Origin of the sequence: uncultured Thomasclavelia sp. (genome assembly GCF_944324745.1) — a bacterium.
Classification (GTDB): Bacteria; Bacillota_I; Bacilli_A; order Erysipelotrichales; family Coprobacillaceae; genus Thomasclavelia.
Window position 1 is genome coordinate 54883 of record NZ_CALUXO010000074.1, and the last position, 21463, is coordinate 76345.

Sequence of the window (21463 nt, forward strand, 5' to 3'; positions counted from 1 at the left end):
CTGACAGATATTTATTGTCAACGACCATTTTATATTATTTTTCTAAATCTAATTTAGCTAACTGATTTGCTAGTCCGATATAAGAAGCTGGTGTCATCGTAACTAAAGTATTACGATCTTGATCAGATAAAATTTCTAAGCTTTCAGCAAATTTAATAATATCTTCCTTAGAAATACTCTTACCACGAGTTAATGCTTTTAAAGTATCATAAGCATCAGGCACTCCATATTTTCTTAGCATTGTTTGAATTGGTTCTGCTAAAACTTCCCATTTCTCATTTAAATCGCTAGCTAGTTTTTCTTTATTAACAACACATTTTGCTAATCCATTCATCGTTTCATTAATTGCCTGTAATGAATAACCAAATGCTAGTCCAAGATTTCTTTGGCTTGATGAATCTGATAAATCACGCTGCATTCTTGATTTTGGTAATTTATTAGAAAGAGCTACACAAATATTATTAGACATATCAATGTTAGCTTCACTATTTTCAAATCTAATTGGATTTACTTTATGTGGCATAGTAGAACTTCCAACTTCACCTTTTACTGGAATTTGTTTAAAGTATTCCATGGAAATATATAACCACATATCAACATCAAAATCCGCTAAAACATTATTAAAATGACGAATTCCATCAAGAATATGACAAGTATAATCATGACTTTCAATTTGAGTTGTCAGTGGATTAAATTCTAATCCTAAATATTCTTCAACAAACTTCTTAGCTAATTCTGGCCAGTTTAAATCTGGAAATGCGGTTAAAATCGCACTGTAATTTCCAGTTGCCCCATTAAATTTAGCTTTAATTTTTACCGCTTCAATATTTTCAATACTTGATAAGAAACGATAAGCATAAACTTTAAACTCTTTACCAATTGTTGTTGGTGTAGCTGGTTGACCATGAGTATGTGCTAGCATGGCATCATCACTATGATCATTAGCCCATTGATCAATAGTTTTAGTTAACTCTTTAGCTTTTGGTAACCAAACATCTTTTAATCCATGTTTTATCATGCAAGCGTATGAAGTATTATTAATATCTTCAGATGTACATCCAATATGGACAAAGCTTTGTAAATAATCAAATCCTAAAGCTTTTACTTGTTCGTCGATAAAATATTCGACAGCTTTAACATCATGACGAGTTGTAGCTTCAATTTCTTTGATTCTAGCAAATGAATCATAGTTGAATTTACTAGCGATATCTGTCAATTTAGTCATATTTTGATGATCGAATTGACTTAAAACACTGCTTTCAACATTTTCTAATAAAAACTTCAACCACTGTATTTCGACAAAAACTCGATACTTTACTAAAGCATATTCTGAAAAATATTCACCTAAAGCATCTTTTACCCCCGAATAACGACCATCTAATGGACAAAGGGTTAAACATTCAAACTCTTGTTTTTCCATTCTATTTTCCACCTCTAAAATAATCTACACCAGCTTCAAACAATTTTTGATCCATTTCACCATAAACATTTTTAAAGCGGTTTTCACCTTGACGTTCACTGTGTCCCATCTTTCCGATAACACGACCATCTAAAGAAATAATACCTTCGATTGCATACATTGAACCATTAGGGTTATATGGTGTTTGCATTGTAACTTTACGATTTGGATCAACATATTGTGAGAATACTTGTCCATTTTCGAACAATTTTTCCATTGTTTCTTTTGGCGCCACAAAACGTCCTTCACCATGACTTACTGGAATTGTATATACTTCATCAACATTAACATATTTTAACCATGGTGATTTAACACTACCAATACGAGTATCCACCATTTGAGAAACGTGACGTCCAATAGTATTAAATGTTAAAGTTGGATCATCTTTAGACATATCTTTGATCTTACCATATGGTAATAATCCTAATTTAACTAAAGCCTGGAATCCATTACAAATACCAATCATCAAACCATCACGATTTTCTAGTAAATCAGTAATTGCTGCTTTCAAACGTGGATTACGTAAAACTGTTGCAATGAATTTACCAGAACCTTCTGGTTCATCCCCAGCTGAAAAACCTCCTGGTAACATAACGATATTAGCTCGTTTAATTGCTGCTTCTAACTCATTAATTGAATCTTCCAGCATTTTTTGTGTCTTATTTCTAATTAACACCATTTCAACTGCGGCACCAGCTTTTTTAAACGCTCTAGCAGAATCATATTCACAGTTAGTTCCAGGGAAAACCGGAATAACTACTAATGGTGTTTCAACAATTACTTTTGGCTGTAAAGTTGATCTAGTTTTACATGCCGCAACTTTTATTTCGCTTGTTGGAGCTTTTTCTCTAGTTGGATATACTTTTTCAAGTGGTGCTTTATTAACAGCATAAGCTTCATCTAATGAAATCACATCACCACCATAAGATAAAGTACCACTGTCGTTAGTAATAGCAACAATACGATACTTATCAAAAACACTTAAATCTTCTTCTGATTTAACCTCGATAATGATATTTCCATAACTGCGAGTAACATAGCTTCCTAAACTGTATTCACCATTAAAGGCAGCACCTATACCATTTCCAAAAGCCATTTTACTTACTGCTTCAATAACACCACCATCTTTAACAGTATAAGCGCTATAAATACGTTTTTGAGACATTAAAGACATGATCGCATCATATTGTTTTTGAAGGTGTTCTAAATCTAAAACTTTAAATTTATCCTTTTTAATCATTACCTCAGCTAAAACATGACCTGGTTCTTTAGCCTCAGGTGTCATAATATCATCAACTTCAGCACTAGTAATTGCAAATGAAACTAGCGTTGGTGGCACATGTAAATCCTCAAAAGAACCAGACATACTATCTTTACCACCAATAGAAGGTAGTTTTAATGCACTTTGTACTCGATATGCGCCTAATAAAGCCGCCATTGGTTTACCCCAGCTTACAGGATTATCTAATAGTTTTTCAAAGTATTCCTGGAATGAAAATCTAATTTTATGATAATCGCCACCCATAGCAACGATTTTAGCAATTGATTCAACAACGGCATACATAGCCCCATGATATGGTGACCACTTAGAAATAACTGGATTATATCCATAAGCCATAACTGAACATGTCGTTGTTTCTTTATCCAATACTGGAATTAAAGCTGCCATTCCTTCAATTTCACTATGATATTTAATTCCTCCAAATGGTGATAAAACGGTACCATTACCAATTGAAGAGTCAAACATTTCAATTAATCCTTTTTGAGAAGCAACTGATAATTTTGATAAAGTATCTTTAACAGTTTTAACAAAATTTAATTGTGGCTCTTCATCAAATGGAGTCTTAGTAAAATCAGGTAAAGTGATTTTAACATTTTGATAACGATCAGCACCAGCTGCATCTAAGAACTCTCTAGAAATATTGACAATATCTTGTCCCATATGTTTCATAACCAAACGATTTTGATCAGTAACTGTGGCAACTTGAACTACTTCTAAGTTTTCTTTAGCACATTGTTCTTTAATAAAATCAGCATCTTTTGGATCAATAACAATTGCCATTCTTTCTTGCGATTCTGAAATAGCTAATTCTGTACCAGTTAATCCTTCATACTTTTTCAATACAGCATCTAGATTAATCTCTAAGCCTGGTGCTAATTCACCAACGGCAACACAGACACCACCAGCTCCAAAATCATTACAACGAACAATTTTTTCACTTACTTCTTTATTTCTAAATAATCGTTGAATTTTTCTTTCTTCAACTGGATTACCTTTTTGTACTTCAGCACCAGCTGTTTCGATTGATTTAACATCATGAGATTTAGAAGAACCAGTAGCTCCTCCAATACCATCACGACCAGTACGACCACCGATTAATAAAACGATATGACCTTTTAATGGTTCTAACCGTTTAACTTGTTCTTTTGGAGCAGCAGCTACAACAGCTCCTAATTCCATTCTTTTTGCCGTATAACCATCATCATAAATTTCATGAACATAACCTGTAGTTAAACCAATCTGGTTACCATATGATGAAAAACCATGGGCAGATTCTTTACATAATTTTCTTTGTGGTAATTTACCTTCAATTGTCTCTGCCAATGTTTTACGAGGATCACTAGCTCCCGTAATTCGCATTGACTGATATACATAAGCCCTTCCAGATAATGGATCACGAATGGCACCACCTAAACATGTTGCCGCCCCACCAAATGGTTCGATTTCCGTTGGGTGGTTATGAGTTTCATTTTTAAACATTAATAGCCATTGTTCATCACCCTCATTAGTATGGACAGTTATCTCAATTGAACAAGCATTAATTTCTTCAGAAACTTCCATATCATCCAAATATCCAGCTTTGCGTAATTCTTTCATGGAAATTGTCGCTAAATCCATCAATGTCAAAGGACGTTTAGTATCGACACCATAAACTAGATGGCGACTAGTTTTATAATCTGCAACATCTTTTTCAAGAATTTCTTTAAAAGCACCATTTTCAATTTCTAAATCAGTAATTACTGTTGCAAATGTAGTATGACGACAATGATCAGACCAATATGTATCTAATACTTTTAATTCAGTTTCCGTTGGATCACGTTTTTCTTCATCTTTGAAATAATCTTGAGTTACTTTTAAATCATCATAACTCATTGCCATACCATTATCTTGCAAGAATTTTTCTAACCCAGCTTTATCTAGTTGGTTAAAACCTTCAATTACCGGTACCGGTTTGATTTCAGGAGCAACCTCATTTAAATCATCTGGTTTTTCTAAACTAGCTAATCTTTGGTCAACAGGGTTGATTAAAAAGTGTTCAATTTGATCTAAAACTGTCTTTTTATCACCATCAAAAGTAATAGCATAAACTCGAGCACATTTTACTTTTGCCTCAGTATTTCCAGTTAAAATAGCAAAACATTGTTGACATGAATCGGCTCTTTGATCATATTGACCAGGTAAAAACTCAATAGCAAAAATTTCTTCATTATCATTTACAGGGAATTCTTCTTGATATACTTCATCTACCATTGGCTCAGCTAAAATAGTATTAATACCCTGAGCTAAAATGTCATCACTAATTCCCTGAACATCATAACGATTAATAATTCTCAAAGAATTTATTTTTAATCCTAATTGTTCAATCAAGTTGTTTTTAGTTTCATTAGCCTCAGTAGCATAAGCTGGCCGTTTTTCAACATAAATTCGCTTTACACTGCTCATATTCATCCCCCTATCTTAATCCTATATCATGACGATAAAATTTACCTTCAAAATCAATTTTATCTGCTACGGCATAAACTTTTTCTCTAACTTCTTCAAGTGAATTACCAGTAGCACAAATATTTAAAACCCGTCCTCCATTAGTAACTAGTTTACCATCTTTGATTGCTGTTCCGGCATGGAATACTACACAATCATCATGATCTTCAATATTTTTGATTTCTAATCCTTTTGGATAACTTCCTGGGTACCCTTGACTAGCTAATACCAGACAGGCAACATGCAAATCATTCCATTTAACTGGAACATCTTTTAAAGTTTTAGTAGCACAAGCTACCATAATATCATATAAATCACTGTCTAAACGTAACATGATTGATTGAGTTTCAGGGTCACCAAAGCGAACATTAAATTCTAATACTTTTGGCTGATTATTTTCAATCATCAATCCAATAAAAACAACACCACGATAATCCATCTTATCAGCTTTCAAACCAGCCATAAATGGATCTAATATTTCGGTCTTGAAAATTTCATCCATTCCTTCAGGTAAAAATGGATTAGGTGATACAGTTCCCATTCCCCCAGTGTTAGGTCCAGTATTACCATCATTTACTTGTTTATGATCTTTGGCACTAACCATTGGGACAATTGTTTCACCATCAGTAAAGCAAAGTAAAGAGCACTCAAATCCGGTTAAGAATTCCTCTAAAACAACTTTACTTCCGGCACCATCTAAACTGCCATCGATCATCATTTCTTTTAAGGTTTTAATTGCCTCATCTTTATTTTCAACAATAACAACCCCTTTTCCAGCGGCTAATCCATCAGCTTTAATAACTAATGGGTAGTCAAAATCATCGATTGCTTTAACTGCCTGATCATAATTATCAACTTCTTGATATCTGGCAGTTGGAATATGATGACGAATCATAAAGTCCTTAGAAAATGCTTTACTTCCCTCTAATGTTGCAGCATATTTTTTAGGACCAAAAACTAATAATCCAGCCGCTTCTAAATCATCAGCTAATCCATTACATAAAGGAACTTCAGGTCCAATTACAGTCAAATCGATTTGATTCTTTTTAGCAAAATCAACGATCGTCTGATTATCTTCAACACTGCCTTCAATACATTCTCCAATTTCAGCAATTCCTGGATTTCCAGGAATTGCATAGATTTTATCAACCTTTTCACTTTGATTTAATTTATAAGCAATCGCATGTTCACGACCACCACTACCAATTACAAGTACTTTCATATCTTATTGCCTTTCTTTTAATGTCTAAAATGACGATACCCAGTAAATACCATTGGAATCCCTTTTTCATTACAATAATCAATTGAATCTTGATCACGGATTGAACCACCTGGCTGTACAATCGCTTTAATACCTGCTTTATAAGCAACTTCAACACAATCACTGAATGGGAAGAAAGCATCACTAGCTAAAACAGCGCCATTGAAATCTTTATCTGGATTATTATGAATAGCATTTTCTAATGCCCAGACACGTGATGTTTGACCACCACCGACAGCTAAAGTGACTCCATTTTTAACGATACAGATAGCATTTGACTTAACAAATTTAACAACTCGCATACCAAATTCCATATCACTGATTTGTTCAGGGGTTGGTTTAGCTTCAGTTACACAATTCATTTCTTTGATCATTTCAGTATTAATATCTTGAACTAGTACTTTACCTTCAAGATATTTAATGTCATATTTTGCTTCTCGAACATCAGGATTCTTTAATTTTAAAATTCTTAAGTTTTTCTTTTTCTTTAATACTTCTAAAGCATCATCATCAAAATCAGGAGCAGCGACGATTTCTAAGAAGATCTTATGCATTTCTTCAGCTGTTCTTTTATCAATTTTATAATTAACTGCTACGATACCACCAAAAATACTTTGAGGATCAGCTTCATAAGCTTTCATATATGAATCATAACCATCTTTACCAATAGCTACACCACAAGGAGTTGAATGTTTAATTGCAGCAGTAACGATTTGATCTTTAAATTCACGAACAACGGCAACAGCTCCATATAAATCATTTACATTATTGAAAGAAATTTCTTTTCCATGTAATTGTTCATAATCTAATAAACTATGTTGTACAAATGGATCAACATAAGCATTAGCCCGCTGTTGTGAATTTTCTCCATATCTTAAATGTTCTGTTTTCTTTAAACTAATATTTAAAGTATCAGGGAAATCATCACCAACCACACCAGCAAAATATCGAGAAATCATCGCATCATAAGCACCAGTTGTTGAAAAAGCTTTATATGCCAGATTTAATCTAAAATCAAAATCATCAGTATTATTTTTAATAGCTTCCAGTACTTTACTATAATCACCAGGATCAGTAACAATTAAAACATCTTTAAAGTTTTTAGCTGCTGAACGAATCATTGAAGGACCACCAATATCGATGTTTTCAATCATTTCAGCCATTGGTTTTCCAGCTTTTAAAGCCTTTTCAAATTCATATAGATTGACACAAACTAGATCAATTGGCTGAATTCCCATTTTTTCTACTGTTTCAACATGTTCTTTAACATCACGTCTAAATAACAAACCACCATGAACTTTAGGATGTAGTGTTTTTACCCGTCCATCCAAAATTTCTGGAAACCCAGTTACATCATCAATTGCAATACAAGGAACTTTGGCTTCTTGTAATTTAGCCATTGTGCCACCAGTAGAAACAATTTCAAAACCTAGTTCCACTAAACCTTGACAAAATTCCACAATTCCTTCTTTATTAGTAACACTTACTAATGCTCTTTTCATTTTAAATCACCTTAGCCCTTTCATTTTCAACAACTATTTTTCCATCACAATATAAAGCTACAGCTTTTGGCAAAATTCGATGCTCAATTTCTAGTACTCGTGCTTGAATATCTTCAGCCTTATCTAGATCATCAATATTACATGCCTCTTGTAAAATAATTGGTCCGCCATCTACTTCACCATTAACAAAATGAACAGTAGCTCCTGTAACCTTTACACCTCTAGCTAATACCCGTTCATGAACATGCATTCCATAAAAACCTGGCCCACAAAATGATGGTATCAATGATGGATGAATATTAATAATTTTATTTGGATAAGCATCAATCAACACATCTGTCAAAATAGCCAGATAGCCTGCTAAAACAATCAAATCTACATTGCGTTCTTTTAGCATCTTGACTAATAATTCATCATCTTTTTTTACTACTGCTGTTTCAATTCCGGCATTTTTGGCCCGCGTTAATCCATAAGCATTTTTGCGGTTAGAGACAACTAAAACAATTTCACCATTAATCTTCCCAGCTTGACAGGCATCAATAACTGACTGTAAATCAGTTCCCCCACCAGAAACAAAGACGGCAATTTTTAGCATAAACTTACTCCTTTTTCACCAGCTTCAATATTTCCAACTAAGTAACATTTATCTCCAGCAGCTTCAATTGCAGCAGTAGCTTTAACGACATCATCAGGATCAACTGCAATTACCATACCAATACCCATATTAAAAGTATTATACATTACCTCTTCACTAACATTTCCTTTTTGAGCAATCAATTTAAAGATTGGTGGTACTTGATAACTATCTTTTTTAATAACTGCTCGAACACCATCTGGTAACATTCTAGGAATATTTTCATCAAAACCACCACCAGTAATATGGCTACATCCTTTAATAGTTACTCCAGCATCTTTAATATTTTTTAAAGCTTTAACATAAATTCTTGTCGGAGTTAATAATGTTTCACCTAATGTACTATTTAATTCCTCATAATAAGTATTTAATGATTCTTCAGTCATTTCAAAAACTTGACGTACTAGTGAAAAACCATTACTATGAACGCCACTAGACGCAATTCCAATTAAGACATCACCAGGTTTAATATTTTCACCATTGATAATATCTTTTTTATCAACGACACCAACAGCAAATCCAGCTAAATCATAATCATTTTCCGGCATCAATCCTGGATGTTCTGCAGTTTCACCACCAACTAAAGCACAACCAGATTGTTTACATCCTTCAGCGACTCCGCTGACAATTGTAGCTATCTTTTCAGGATAGTTTTTACCACAAGCAATATAATCTAAGAAGAATAATGGTTCACCACCAGAACAAGCAATATCATTAACACACATAGCTACGGCATCAATACCAATCGTATCATGTTTATCCATGATAAAAGCTAGCTTAACTTTAGTTCCACATCCATCAGTACCAGATAATAACACTGGTTCATCCATTTCTTTGATCTTACTTAAATCAAAAGCTCCGGCAAATCCGCCTAAACCACCTAATACTTCAGGACGCATTGTTTCTTTAACATGTTTTTTCATTAATTCAACTGATTTGTAACCAGCTTCAATATCTACTCCGGCTTTTTTATAATCCATCTTATCTTCCCCTTTTTTATTTTTGCATTCTCGCTAATACGGCTTTATAAGTTTCAATTAAATCACCAATATCTTGTCTAAAAACATCTTTGTCATATTTTTGGTTAGTATCTACATCCCATAAACGACATGAATCAGGTGAAATTTCATCAGCTAATAGGATTTGTCCATCTGGAGTTTTTCCAAATTCGATTTTAAAATCTACTAATTTTAAATTTAAACTTAAGAAAAATTCTTTCAATAATTCATTGATTTTTAAAGTTTCTTGTTTAATGAAATTATATTCATCACGAGTACATAATTTTAAAGCAACTGCATGATCTTCATTGATTAATGGATCACCATAATCATCGTTTTTATAACTTAATTCAAAAATTGGTTCATCTAAAACGATTCCTTCTGGTGCCCCTAAACGACGACAGAAAGATCCTGTGGTAATATTACGTACAATTACTTCAAGTGGGAAGATTTCCACTTTTTTAACTAAAACATCACGATCATTTAATTTTTTTATCATATGTGTTTTAATTCCTGCTTCTTCAAGCATATCAAAGATAATACAAGAAATAGTGTTATTTAAAACTCCTTTTCCTTCAAACTGATCATGTTTAACTCCATTACCAGCTGTTGCATCATCTTTATAGTGAATTAAATATTCATCTTCTTTATCAGTTTTATAAACTTGTTTTGCTTTTCCTTCATATAATAATTCTGCCATCTTTAATCTCCTCTTATTTATATTTTTCCATTACTTCTTCATTAGCTTTCATTGCCTGTTTTTCCATATCTTGACGATAGGCCAGTAATTTTTCTTTAATTTCATCATGTTTAATTGCCATAATTTGTAACGCTAAATACGCAGCATTTTTACTTCCGTTGATTGCCACTGTTGCTACTGGAATTCCTGAAGGCATTTGGACAATTGATAATAAGGCATCCATTCCATCAAGAGTAGCACCACTGATTGGAACTCCAATTACTGGTAAAACAGTTTGTGAAGCGACAACTCCTGGTAAAGCAGCTGCCATCCCGGCTGCAGTAATAATTACTTCAGTACCATCACTTTCTGTTTCCTTAATAAATGAGCTAAGTCCTAAATGTGCTCGGTGAGCTGATAAACAACGTACGTTTACTTCAACTCCATAATCTTTTAAAATCGTAATAGCTGGTTCAACCTTACTTAAATCACTTGTTGAACCCATAATAATTGCAACTTTCATCGTCTCTTCCTTTCTATTAAACCACTAAAAGTGACCTGCGTCACTTTTAGAATAGTCCCACAATCTTTCCATCTTTATCTATATCCATATTTACTGCTGCAGGTTTTTTAGGTAACCCTGGCATTCTCATAATGCTACCAGAAATTGCAATTAAGAATCCAGCACCAGCAGCAGGAATTAAATCATTGATCTTAACAGTAAATCCTGTTGGTCTTCCAAGTAAATTAGGCTGATCAGATAAAGAATATTGAGTCTTAGCTACACAAATAGGTAATTTATCCAATCCTTGAGCCTCATATTTTTTCATTTTATTAATGACTTTTTTATCGAAAGCTACCCCACTAGCTCCATAGATTTCTTTGGCGATTGTTTCAATTTTTTCTTTAATTGATAAATCTAAACTATATAATGGTCGATAATCAGCTTCTTTAGTTTCTAAAATTTCAATTAATTTTTCAGCTAATTCAATACCACCATCAGCACCTTTTTCCCAAACTTTAGAAATCGCAACATCAACCCCCATCTTGTTGCATGTTTCCTTTAACAACTGTAATTCAGCTTCGCTGTCCGTTGGAAAAGCATTGATTGCTACAACTGAAGGCAAATGATATTTTGCAATATTTTCAATATGCTTTTCTAGATTTTGAATCCCAGCTTTTAAAGCTTCAAGATTTTCATTAGCTAGATCTTTTTTATCCATTCCTCCATGCATTTTTAAAGCTCGAACTGTAGCTACGATTACCACAGCTTGAGGATTTAAATTAGCTTGACGGCATTTAATATCTAAGAATTTTTCAGCCCCTAAATCAGCACCAAATCCAGCTTCAGTAATTGCATAATCACCTAATTTGATTGCCAGTTTAGTTGCCATGACTGAATTACATCCATGTGCGATATTGGCAAAAGGTCCACCATGAACAAAGACTGGCGTATGATCTAATGTTTGAACTAAATTAGGCTTGATTGCATCTTTTAGTAAAAGTGTAACTGCACCAGTTGCCTGTAAATCATCAACAGTTACTGGATTACCATCATAATCATAGGCAACGATCATTTTTCCAGCCCGTTCTTTAAGATCTTCAAGACTAGTAGCCAGACATAAAATTGCCATAACTTCACTGGCAACTGAAATATCAAAACCATCTTCACGAGGTACCCCGTTCACTTTACCACCCAAACCACAGACAGTATGTCTTAATGCTCGGTCATTTAAATCCACACAACGTTTCCAAACGATATTACGAACATCAATATTTAAAGGATTTCCATGGTGAATTGAGTTATCAAGCATTGCTGCAATCAAGTTGTTAGCAGTTGTAATGGCATGAATATCACCAGTAAAATGTAAATTAATGTCTTCCATTGGTACTACTTGGGCATAACCACCACCAGCAGCACCACCTTTAATTCCAAAACATGGTCCTAATGATGGTTCTCGCATCGCAACGATTGATTTTTTCCCTAGCTTATTTAAAGCCTGTGACAAACCAATCATCGTTGTTGTTTTTCCCTCTCCTGCTGGAGTAGGATTAATAGCAGTAACTAAAACTAATTTACCATCAGGATTATTTTCAACCCGATTGATTGTTTCCAAAGAAACTTTAGCTTTATATTTACCATATAATTCTAAATCATCTTCTTCTAAACCAATTTTACTTGCAATATCTTTAATTGGTTTCATTTTTGCACTTTGTGCAATTTCAACATCAGTTAACATAACGCCACCCTTTCAAATCAAATTTTTTAAAGGAATATTTACATCTTCTTTATACCATATTTCGGCTCTTTTCTCAACCAATACCACTATTTAACCAGTATTTTAAAGACTCATTCCTAAAAGCAAAAAAAGTCGCACCAATCTAGACTTAATGGCCCAGACGGTCGACTCTTCTACGATTATACTCCCTGTGGTTAATTCCACTTCCGTCAGTCGTATAACTTATCTGCATGATATCATTAATTGAATAAAGTTTCAAGCCCATTAATAATAATTTGCAAATCTAATAACTATACTTAGCTATCTTATCTAATACCCGCTGTTTCTCATCGCCTTCTAAAATTATCGGCTGATAATTATTACGACTGGAACTAGAAGTGATTGAACAAGGAATAATTTCATGATTTTCACTAGTTAATTTACCATCAGTAAAATTAAACGTTACCGAATAAATCATTGAATCAGTATCACTAGGATTTCGATTACCACCAAAACAAAAATTACCTAATGAATAAACAATTTGTTTACCATTATATTCTTCGATTCCCTGAACAACATGAGGATGGGAACCAACAACTAAATCAGCTCCACAATCAATTGAAAATTTTGCCAGTTCTCTTTGATCACTATTGGCATAATACTCTCGTTCAATTCCCCAATGGTAGAAAACCACTACAGCATTAGCGCCACTTTCGTTTTTCAATTGTTCGATTGCTGCTTTTATCTGAGCTCTACCTTGATCATTATTCATCGATACGGACATTGAACGATAACCTAAAAAGCCAATTTTAACGCCATTTATCTCTTTGACACATGATGTCTCATAACCAAAGTATCCAATGCCATTTTCATCTAAAATATTCTTAGTATCACTTAGTCCTTGGGCAAAATAGTCTTCAGAATGGTTATTAGCTAGAGAAACCAGCTCAACACTTCCATTTGTCAAAATATTAGCATATTCATACGGTCCACTAAAAGCAAATGTTTTTTCCATATGAGAAGTAGCTGAGGTCAATGGTCCTTCGAGATTAACGATCGTTAGATCATCTTGTTCAAAGACGCTCTTTACATTTTTCAAAAAGTAACTTGAATCATTCCCTTGATTAGCATACTCAGCATTAAAAGAACCCGAATATTCCTGACCAGCATAATTGCCTAAAGTACAATCACCTGCAAAACTCATTTTAACACTGACATTTACGGGCTCACTTTTTTCCTCAGTTTCGACTTTATTATCAGATCGATCATTATCATCTTCTAAACTTTCCTTAGTCACTGTAGAACATCCGACTATCAAAAATAACATCAATAAACACAATTGTATTTTTTTCATTTTCTTTCCCCTTTCCCTGTTATCAATCAATAAAATCACTAAATTTTCCAGTTAATTCAAGTATAACATATTTGTCATTTAAAGAAACTATAATTCACTATCATTTCCAAATAATATTATTTAAGATTATATCTTTAAAACTATTATTTCCTTTGTTATAATTTTATCCAGGAGGCAGGTATGATAAAAGAAGTAGAAAATAAAATGGATTATGATCAATTATTAACTGAAAGTGATCCAAATATTAATTTAGTCCGTGATTATTTAAAACATGGTGTTTTATATGGCTATTATGTTAATAATGAACCAGTAAGTTTTTTAGCCCTAGAAATTCTTGATGGTGAAGTAGAAATTAAAAACGTTTTAACTTTACAAGAATTCCGTAATCGTGGTTATGCCAAAGCATTAATAAAATTTGTTGAAGAGAAATACTCTTCTTATCCCAATATTCTAATTGGAACTGCGAATTCCAGTTTAGAAAATATTACATTCTATACTCGTTTAGGTTATAGTTACAGTCATCGAGTTGAAAATTTCTTTATCGATTACTATCCTAAGGAAATCTTTGAAAATGGTATGCAGGCAACTGATCTGCTATATTTTAAAAAAAGTAATCATAATTCTAATCTAAACTAAATAACTTCTCCCTTATATCAGGGGAGAAGTTATTTTATCTCCACTTTAACAAACAAATATTAATAACAATTAGTTGTTAATATCGTCTAAATCTAATTTTAAATAATTATTTGCTGCTAAATACCCTGCCATAAATTTATATATTACTTCAATCAAGTCATATGCAAGCTTACCTCCATTATGAGTAACGATTCAAAAATTAATAGTCGTTTTAAGATCTAATAAAGATACCTAGCAATTTCATCATCTAAAAACAAAAAACATTGTGGAAATACTTTATGCTTAGCCTTGTCCATCATCTTTTAAAGAGCTTGAATTCTTTGTTTCGTTGTTACACTAAAACCACCATAATAAATCTTTTCAATTTGTTTTTATCAAAACCAAAGTAATTTCTAATTTTTTTCCATGTTTATATCACTTGCCAAATAATAAAGCAGTTAAAACAATTCGGCAACTTTTACCAAACTATTCCAACTGCTATTTATTAATTTATAAAAATATCCTTTTTTATACAAAAATTAATTAATTTTTATCTTGTTTATTATGCTTAGCAACATAATCTTTAATTCCTGCAAATACTTCTTCACTAATAATATGTTCGATTCGACAGGCATCTTCTTCAGCTACTTCTTTAGAAACTTTAGCAGTAGCCATTAAAAAATCGGTCAAATAAAGATGTTTTTCATAAACAGAATTAGCTTTATCTAACCCTAATTCAGTAAATTCAATTAATCCTTTATCATCAACCGTAATATAACCATCATTTTTTAAAATTCCGACTCCACGACTAACGCTTGGTTTACTAAAGCCCAATTCTTTAGCTACATCAATCGAACGAACACTATTATTACGTTTTTTCAATAACAAAATAGTCTCAAGATACATTTCTCCTGATTCATGCATATTTACGCCTCCAATTCATATAAATAAGTATACCAATAATATAACAAAAAGAAAACCGGAATAATTCCGGTTTTGAAAGTACACGAACTATTTTTAGAATGATAATTATAATGGCTAAATTATTTATCACTTATTTAGGATGTGGATTTTATAGCTCGATATTTGAAAATGCATACTTATGACTTGAAGGATAATTTAAACTTGCATCTTCAAAAACTTTCATCCATTTTGGCTTGCAAAATGACACTTGAGAATGAAATCAAATATTAAAGAAATCATTATATTTAAGGAATTTGGCTATTCAAGTTAATATTATTTATTATTCGACGGGATAAATATTAGTAAGAAGTATCCATACTTCTTCGAGAAAAAGGTGAATAGCATGCATGGATACTCTTACCAAATTATACTTATAATTATGTTTTCTAAATTTATTAGGAAATTTAATCGTTGTAGGTATTAGATAACTAATATAAGCATAAACTTAATTATTATTGATTTTCAATTATTTTTTTAATTTCATCAATATCATCATCTGTTCCATCATTCTCAACTTTATAAAGACACGGAACGTTGTATTGCTCAGCAATAACATCTCCAGCCTGGCAATAAGCTTCGCCATACCCTTGATCACCACTTACGATGACACCTTTGATTTTATCACCATTACCATTTAGAAATTCTTCAACTTCTGGTGGAACATCTCCATAACCATCAGTGTATGTAAATAAGATATAATCTCCACTTACAGTTTCGCTACCAGAAACAATTTCTAAAGCATCAACGCCTAAGCGATCAACAATACTTTGAACATTACCAGTTCTTGATGCATATACTACTTTCATACGTTTACGTCTCTCCTTTTCTTAGTTAGCTTTAACTAACTATCTATATGTTAGCATAGACTAACCAAGAATGCAACTACTTTAGTAAACTTTTTTCAATTATTTTTCTAATTGATAGAATCCAGTTAATCCTGAATATTTACTTTGGCTTCCTAAACGATCTTCAATTCTGATTAATTGGTTGTATTTAGCAATACGATCAGTTCTTGAAGCAGAACCAGTCTTAATTTGACCAGCATTAGTAGCTACAGCAATATCAGCGATTGTAGTATCTTCAGTTTCTCCTGAACGGTGAGATACAACAGCTGTGTAGTTAGCTTTTTGAGCCATTTCGATAGCTTCTAATGTTTCAGTTAAAGTACCAATTTGATTTACTTTGATTAAGATTGAGTTAGCTACACCACGTTCGATACCCATTTTTAAACGTTCAGTGTTAGTTACAAAGAAGTCGTCTCCAACTAATTGTACTTTTTTACCTAATTTTTCAGTTAAGTAATCCCAACCTTCCCAATCGTCTTGGTCTAAACCATCTTCGATAGAAATAATAGGATATTTTTCGCATAATTCAGCATAGAAATCTACTAATTCTTTAGAAGTGAAAGATTTATTATTTTCACCTGGTAAAACATATTTACCATCTTGGTAGAATTCACTACTTGCAACGTCCATTGCTAATTTAACATCTTCACCTGGTTTGTATCCAGCTTTTTCGATTGCTTCAATAATAGTTTTGATTGCATCTTCATTTGATGCTAAGTTTGGAGCAAATCCACCTTCATCACCAACTGCAGTATTTAATCCTTTAGAATTTAATACTGATTTTAATGCATGGAATACTTCAGCACCCATTCTGATTGCTTCTTTGAAGCTTGGTGCGTTAACTGGCATAATCATAAATTCTTGGAAATCTACGTTGTTGTCAGCATGTGCCCCACCGTTGATAATGTTCATCATTGGTGTTGGTAAAGTATAACTGTTAGCTCCACCGATGTAACGATATAATGGTAAACCTACGCTAGCAGCAGCTGCTTTAGCAACAGCTAAAGAAACACCTAAGATAGCGTTAGCTCCTAATTTACCTTTATTTGGAGTACCATCTAAAGCGATCATTTTATAATCGATTTCTCTTTGATTAGTTACTTCCATTCCAATAACAGCATCAGCAATAACATTATTTACGTTATCAACTGCTTTTTGAGTTCCTTTACCTAAGTAACGGTTTTTGTCACCATCACGTAATTCAACAGCTTCATGAACCCCAGTTGAAGCTCCACTAGGTACAATGGCACTACCAAAAGCACCACAATCTGTAGTTACTTCTACCTCTACAGTAGGATTACCACGTGAGTCAAGTACTTCACGTGCGTATACGCTTTTAATTTTACTCATTATTTCTCCTCCTCTATGATTCACTCTAACCCGGGTGACTAAGCCAGGTTAGAAAGAACCATTTATTCGCACGAAGTTAGTGCTACCTAACCATTTAATATAATACCACAAAATAACCTAATAATCAAGTAGCCACAACGACTATTAGACTAAATTTAAGTAATTTATTTTATCAATTTCTACATTCAAATTTTCTAACAGATATATAGTAAAAAATTGCTTAAAATAATTAAAAAACATTCTATTTTATTATACAAAAAATAATTTAGACATCTATGGAGTCATTTGTAAAAAAATAAAATTTACTTATTTTTAAAAGATATTCTTCGTTGTTTCAATTGACTTTAAACCATCTTTATTTTATACTTTATTCAGGTGGTTTATATTCACCTTAAATAGCTGACTACTATTTATAAAAATGTTAGAAAAATGATTTATTTGCACGAAGCATATGACTAAGATTTCTCTAGCCTAACTGATAAGTTTTTATCGGAGAATTCTTTTTAAATGCAATATTTTTGAAAGTGGCAACTACCTTTCATTAAAATATTACATTACTTATAATCACTTTTCTAATTTGGATATTTCATGTTGTAGGTATCCATCAAAAAAGCCATGGTGACATGGCTTTTTTATATATATTTTTAATGATTACATTTCCTACGATAAAGCTAATTCATACAATCCTTTCTAGATTAGATATATCTTACACGAACCACTTTTATTATTTTGATGCACTCTTGATATATATTTTTTTATCAATAAAATATCATCAGCAATGAAAGATAATTTATATTTTTACCCACTTTAGATCATCAATTGTCCTTTGTTTTTTCAGTTTCACATACAAAAAAGAACGTTAATATCAACGTTCCATAATCTACTATTCAATTATAATCATTGCAACCTCGACATTTTATATATCAAAAACGATAATGAAATAAAGCATCTTCAGATATCATTTTTTAATAAATTAAGCTTGTAATATTTATCATTAGTTAACTACCAACTATTCTAGATCAGCTTTACCTCTTTTTAAAAGATATAATAAATAATCCAGACAATCAATTTTCTTATTAACCTCATGAACCTGTTCCAGTAATTGACAACGATAACATTTTAAAAAACGAATTTGACTAGCTTTATCTTTCTTGTCTAAAAAACTGGCAATTTCCTGTTGATTACAGCCGGCATCTTTTAAATTTTGTATTAGAGTCTCTCTAGATAAATTAATATACTGTTCCATTAAACTTACCTCCAGTATTATTTTAAAAGGACAGCAATTAATAAGCAAATACTTACATTTTATACAATAATATAATTAAAAAGCATATCAAAAATTATTTTGAATCGTTGATAAAAGAAGGTACTGTTTCTTCCATAAATTGTAGTGCCTGATGTAAATCTTTAATTTCATTGATTAAAAGTTCATGCTGCTTGTTAAATAGTTCATTTCGTTTTTCCAGCGTATCATTGCCTGATCGAGTTAATTGACAATAATTTTTGATATCCTTTAAAGGCATCCGCATCTTTTTTAAATCTACAACTATTTCCAGTGTTTTTAAATCTTCATCGTTAAAAACTCTGATACCAGATTGACGATTTACTGAGGGAAAAATTCCCATCTTTTCATAATAGCGAATTGTCGATAAGGGCATTTTTAATTTTTTAGCCACTTCACCAATAGTGTATTCCATTATAATCCCCCTTTTGTTATTAAATTATACAAAACTGTAAATATTTTTTTAAATACCTAAAAGTAATAATCATTATGCAAAAAACGTATAAAATCATTAATTATTTAAAATTAATATTAATTTTAAATATTAACAAGCTAAGTTTAAAAATTACTTATCATATAGTATGATCATCTCTTCTATTTTTATTTTATCAATTAAAACACAAATTACAAATACCTATATTTAATAACTTAATATAGTTAAAAAGCATATATTTACCAATAAAAAAGAGGAAAAACTAGTTTTCCTCTAATACAATCTATTATAAACCTTGTTCTGTTAATTCTCTGGCAACATCATCTTTAATAGTTACCCCTTCAGCTTCCAGCTCTGCAATCTTATCTGCAAATTGAGGTAAGTATTTTTTATGAGCAATTAATAATTCATCTAATACTCGTTTAGCAGTAGCTCCTGAAGGAACTTGTGGATTTAAAATAAATGCCTGTAATGCTAGTCCATAATCACCTGTTACTGCTGCTTCTTCTACACACAATTCCATATTCTTCATACATTGTAACCATCCTCGTTGTGCTGGTTCTAATGGTCCAAACGCAATTGGTAATGCTCCAGCAGCTCCAATATGAGCAGAAACTTCAACTGCACAATCTACTGGTAAATCAGGTACTGCACCATTGTTTTTAGTTGTAACCACGATATGAGTATTTTTATTAGCATAAATTGAAGCGATTGTTTCACAAGCAGCATCACTATAATGAGCTCCTCCACGTTTTGCTAATTGTTCTGGTTTAACATTTAAATTTGGATCTTTGTATAATTCAAATAGTTCAGCTTCAGTTTGTTTAACTTGTTGTGCTCTAGTTCCAATTGTATTATATTCTTCTAATCCATGAGCCAACATTTCTTCTTGGCGATAATAATAACGATGATATCCACATGGTATTAAATTCATTTGTTTTAATTGTTCTTTAAAGAATGGAATGTCATGAATATTAGCAGGAATTCCTGCATCTTTTCCTTCATACATAGCATCGATAATTTTTCCAGTTACATCTTTACCGTTTAAATCAAAAACACGATGCCAATGGAAATGATTCAATCCAGCAAATTTATAAACTAATTGATCTAAAGTAGTTCCGATAGTTTCTGGTTCTGCCATCATTGCCCCTACTGGAACATTACATAATCCAATGACTTTATCCCATTTCCCATAACGCATAACTGATTCAGTAACCATACCACTAGGATTAGTAAAGTTAATTAACCAGGCATCAGGACATAATTCTTTCATATCTTCAACAATGCTTAAAATGACTGGGATAGTTCTAAAGGCTTTAAACATTCCCCCAGCACCATTAGTTTCTTGTCCTAACATTCCATAAGAAAATGGAATTCTTTCATCTTTAATTCTGGCATTTAAAAGTCCCACTCTAAATTGAGTAGTTACAAAATCAGCACCAGGTAAAGCTTCACGACGATCTAATGTCAAGTGAACTTTTACATCATATGGTGAAGCATCCCACATTCTTTGCGCCATTTTTCCAACGATTTCTAATTTTTCTTTTCCATCTTCAATATCAACTAACCAAATTTCTTTGATTGGTAGTTCATCATATCTTTTAATAAATCCTTCCATTAATTCTGGTGTATAACTACTACCACCACCAATTGTAACAATTTTTACAGGTTTTTTCTCCATCTAATTTACTTCCTTTCGTATAAGATAATTATATTTTAACGAATTTATTCTTGCAGATTAACATCTTTCATTTTCTGAAAAAAATTTTATTCTATCATAAAGACTTTAAAGAAATTATTACTTATTTGTTACTTTATATGAATCATTAATTATATATCCTGTCTTTGGCAGTTAAAAAGAAAAAAATGGTGCTAATTTGATATTGCTATCGAGTTAGCATCATTTTTATTTGCTTGGATGTCAGATAATAATTGGTTATTGGTTGATTTAATATGCCTGCAAGATCTCTTATGAATGGAGTGGATCTTGTTATGTTTATATAGCGGTTATTGTTGATTTCCACAATCCTGAACGACCTGATGAATTCACATATTTCGCTTGTTGAGTATTTGTTGTCAAGCACCTTGAATTGGAATATCCTTAGA

General features: G+C 32.1%; 17 protein-coding genes and 1 riboswitch. Of the genes, 1 reads left to right on the top strand and 16 read right to left on the bottom strand.

What is annotated here, in order from left to right; all coding sequences use genetic code 11:
• Positions 1 to 34 precede the first annotated feature (34 nt).
• The 10 genes from purB to Q0K54_RS09985 form a co-directional block, all read right to left on the bottom strand.
• Positions 35 to 1420, bottom strand: coding sequence for an adenylosuccinate lyase (gene purB / locus Q0K54_RS09940; RefSeq protein WP_294580791.1), 1386 nt, complete (start codon positions 1418 to 1420; stop codon positions 35 to 37).
• Between the two features lies 1 nt (position 1421).
• Complete coding sequence (locus Q0K54_RS09945; RefSeq protein ID WP_294580794.1) at positions 1422 to 5183, bottom strand: phosphoribosylformylglycinamidine synthase; 3762 nt, start codon at positions 5181 to 5183, stop codon at positions 1422 to 1424.
• Between the two features lie 10 nt (positions 5184 to 5193).
• Positions 5194 to 6444, bottom strand: a complete 1251-nt coding sequence (gene purD, locus Q0K54_RS09950; RefSeq protein ID WP_294580799.1) for a phosphoribosylamine--glycine ligase — start codon at positions 6442 to 6444, stop codon at positions 5194 to 5196.
• Between the two features lie 17 nt (positions 6445 to 6461).
• Positions 6462 to 7985, bottom strand: coding sequence for a bifunctional phosphoribosylaminoimidazolecarboxamide formyltransferase/IMP cyclohydrolase (purH, locus tag Q0K54_RS09955; RefSeq protein WP_294580801.1), 1524 nt, complete (start codon positions 7983 to 7985; stop codon positions 6462 to 6464).
• 1 nt (position 7986) lies between these two features.
• On the bottom strand, positions 7987 to 8580 hold the full coding sequence (gene purN / locus Q0K54_RS09960) for a phosphoribosylglycinamide formyltransferase (RefSeq protein ID WP_294580802.1): 594 nt from the start codon (positions 8578 to 8580) through the stop codon (positions 7987 to 7989).
• Positions 8574 to 9599 carry a phosphoribosylformylglycinamidine cyclo-ligase gene (purM, locus tag Q0K54_RS09965; RefSeq protein ID WP_294580805.1) on the bottom strand — a complete coding sequence of 342 codons (1026 nt, stop codon included), beginning with the start codon at positions 9597 to 9599 and terminating at the stop codon, positions 8574 to 8576. The genes purN and purM overlap by 7 nt, the downstream gene beginning before the upstream one ends.
• 16 nt (positions 9600 to 9615) lie before the next feature.
• Entirely contained in the window at positions 9616 to 10317 is a 702-nt protein-coding gene (purC, locus tag Q0K54_RS09970) for a phosphoribosylaminoimidazolesuccinocarboxamide synthase (RefSeq protein ID WP_294580808.1), read from the bottom strand.
• Positions 10318 to 10330: 13 nt separating this feature from the next.
• Positions 10331 to 10819 carry a 5-(carboxyamino)imidazole ribonucleotide mutase gene (gene purE, locus Q0K54_RS09975; RefSeq protein WP_294580811.1) on the bottom strand — a complete coding sequence of 163 codons (489 nt, stop codon included), beginning with the start codon at positions 10817 to 10819 and terminating at the stop codon, positions 10331 to 10333.
• 46 nt (positions 10820 to 10865) lie between these two features.
• A complete protein-coding gene (locus Q0K54_RS09980) occupies positions 10866 to 12536 on the bottom strand; it encodes a formate--tetrahydrofolate ligase (protein ID WP_294580815.1) in 1671 nt (556 codons plus the stop codon).
• 147 nt (positions 12537 to 12683) lie between these two features.
• Positions 12684 to 12763, bottom strand: a riboswitch (ZMP/ZTP riboswitch).
• A 56-nt stretch (positions 12764 to 12819) separates the two neighbouring features.
• On the bottom strand, positions 12820 to 13869 hold the full coding sequence (locus tag Q0K54_RS09985; protein WP_294580816.1) for a CapA family protein: 1050 nt from the start codon (positions 13867 to 13869) through the stop codon (positions 12820 to 12822).
• 180 nt (positions 13870 to 14049) lie between these two features.
• On the opposite strand from Q0K54_RS09985, the gene Q0K54_RS09990 reads away from it, so the two are divergent.
• Entirely contained in the window at positions 14050 to 14505 is a 456-nt protein-coding gene (locus Q0K54_RS09990) for a GNAT family N-acetyltransferase (RefSeq protein ID WP_294580819.1), read from the top strand.
• A 522-nt stretch (positions 14506 to 15027) separates the two neighbouring features.
• Here the strand turns inward: Q0K54_RS09990 and Q0K54_RS09995 are convergent.
• The 6 genes from Q0K54_RS09995 to Q0K54_RS10020 form a co-directional block, all read right to left on the bottom strand.
• Positions 15028 to 15408, bottom strand: a complete 381-nt coding sequence (locus tag Q0K54_RS09995; RefSeq protein ID WP_294580820.1) for a metal-dependent transcriptional regulator — start codon at positions 15406 to 15408, stop codon at positions 15028 to 15030.
• A gap of 491 nt (positions 15409 to 15899) precedes the next feature.
• A complete protein-coding gene (gene nrdI, locus Q0K54_RS10000) occupies positions 15900 to 16253 on the bottom strand; it encodes a class Ib ribonucleoside-diphosphate reductase assembly flavoprotein NrdI (RefSeq protein WP_294580823.1) in 354 nt (117 codons plus the stop codon).
• A 99-nt stretch (positions 16254 to 16352) separates the two neighbouring features.
• Entirely contained in the window at positions 16353 to 17642 is a 1290-nt protein-coding gene (gene eno, locus Q0K54_RS10005; protein ID WP_294580826.1) for a phosphopyruvate hydratase, read from the bottom strand.
• A gap of 1009 nt (positions 17643 to 18651) precedes the next feature.
• A complete protein-coding gene (locus Q0K54_RS10010; protein WP_294580829.1) occupies positions 18652 to 18888 on the bottom strand; it encodes a hypothetical protein in 237 nt (78 codons plus the stop codon).
• A 94-nt stretch (positions 18889 to 18982) separates the two neighbouring features.
• Positions 18983 to 19339, bottom strand: coding sequence for a MerR family transcriptional regulator (locus Q0K54_RS10015; RefSeq protein WP_294580831.1), 357 nt, complete (start codon positions 19337 to 19339; stop codon positions 18983 to 18985).
• Positions 19340 to 19643: 304 nt separating this feature from the next.
• Complete coding sequence (locus tag Q0K54_RS10020) at positions 19644 to 21038, bottom strand: 6-phospho-beta-glucosidase (RefSeq protein WP_294580833.1); 1395 nt, start codon at positions 21036 to 21038, stop codon at positions 19644 to 19646.
• Positions 21039 to 21463 lie beyond the last annotated feature (425 nt).

Excerpts from the sequence above, each read along its gene's own strand:
- purB (WP_294580791.1), bottom strand. The coding sequence starts at position 1,420 with ATGGAAAAACAAGAGTTTGAATGTTTAACCCTTTGTCCATTAGATGGT.
- Q0K54_RS09945 (WP_294580794.1), bottom strand. The coding sequence starts at position 5,183 with ATGAGCAGTGTAAAGCGAATTTATGTTGAAAAACGGCCAGCTTATGCT.
- purD (WP_294580799.1), bottom strand. The coding sequence starts at position 6,444 with ATGAAAGTACTTGTAATTGGTAGTGGTGGTCGTGAACATGCGATTGCT.
- purH (WP_294580801.1), bottom strand. The coding sequence starts at position 7,985 with ATGAAAAGAGCATTAGTAAGTGTTACTAATAAAGAAGGAATTGTGGAA.
- purN (WP_294580802.1), bottom strand. The coding sequence starts at position 8,580 with ATGCTAAAAATTGCCGTCTTTGTTTCTGGTGGGGGAACTGATTTACAG.
- purM (WP_294580805.1), bottom strand. The coding sequence starts at position 9,599 with ATGGATTATAAAAAAGCCGGAGTAGATATTGAAGCTGGTTACAAATCA.
- purC (WP_294580808.1), bottom strand. The coding sequence starts at position 10,317 with ATGGCAGAATTATTATATGAAGGAAAAGCAAAACAAGTTTATAAAACT.
- purE (WP_294580811.1), bottom strand. The coding sequence starts at position 10,819 with ATGAAAGTTGCAATTATTATGGGTTCAACAAGTGATTTAAGTAAGGTT.
- Q0K54_RS09980 (WP_294580815.1), bottom strand. The coding sequence starts at position 12,536 with ATGTTAACTGATGTTGAAATTGCACAAAGTGCAAAAATGAAACCAATT.
- Q0K54_RS09985 (WP_294580816.1), bottom strand. The coding sequence starts at position 13,869 with ATGAAAAAAATACAATTGTGTTTATTGATGTTATTTTTGATAGTCGGA.
- Q0K54_RS09990 (WP_294580819.1), top strand. The coding sequence starts at position 14,050 with ATGATAAAAGAAGTAGAAAATAAAATGGATTATGATCAATTATTAACT.
- Q0K54_RS09995 (WP_294580820.1), bottom strand. The coding sequence starts at position 15,408 with ATGCATGAATCAGGAGAAATGTATCTTGAGACTATTTTGTTATTGAAA.
- nrdI (WP_294580823.1), bottom strand. The coding sequence starts at position 16,253 with ATGAAAGTAGTATATGCATCAAGAACTGGTAATGTTCAAAGTATTGTT.
- eno (WP_294580826.1), bottom strand. The coding sequence starts at position 17,642 with ATGAGTAAAATTAAAAGCGTATACGCACGTGAAGTACTTGACTCACGT.
- Q0K54_RS10010 (WP_294580829.1), bottom strand. The coding sequence starts at position 18,888 with ATGGAACAGTATATTAATTTATCTAGAGAGACTCTAATACAAAATTTA.
- Q0K54_RS10015 (WP_294580831.1), bottom strand. The coding sequence starts at position 19,339 with ATGGAATACACTATTGGTGAAGTGGCTAAAAAATTAAAAATGCCCTTA.
- Q0K54_RS10020 (WP_294580833.1), bottom strand. The coding sequence starts at position 21,038 with ATGGAGAAAAAACCTGTAAAAATTGTTACAATTGGTGGTGGTAGTAGT.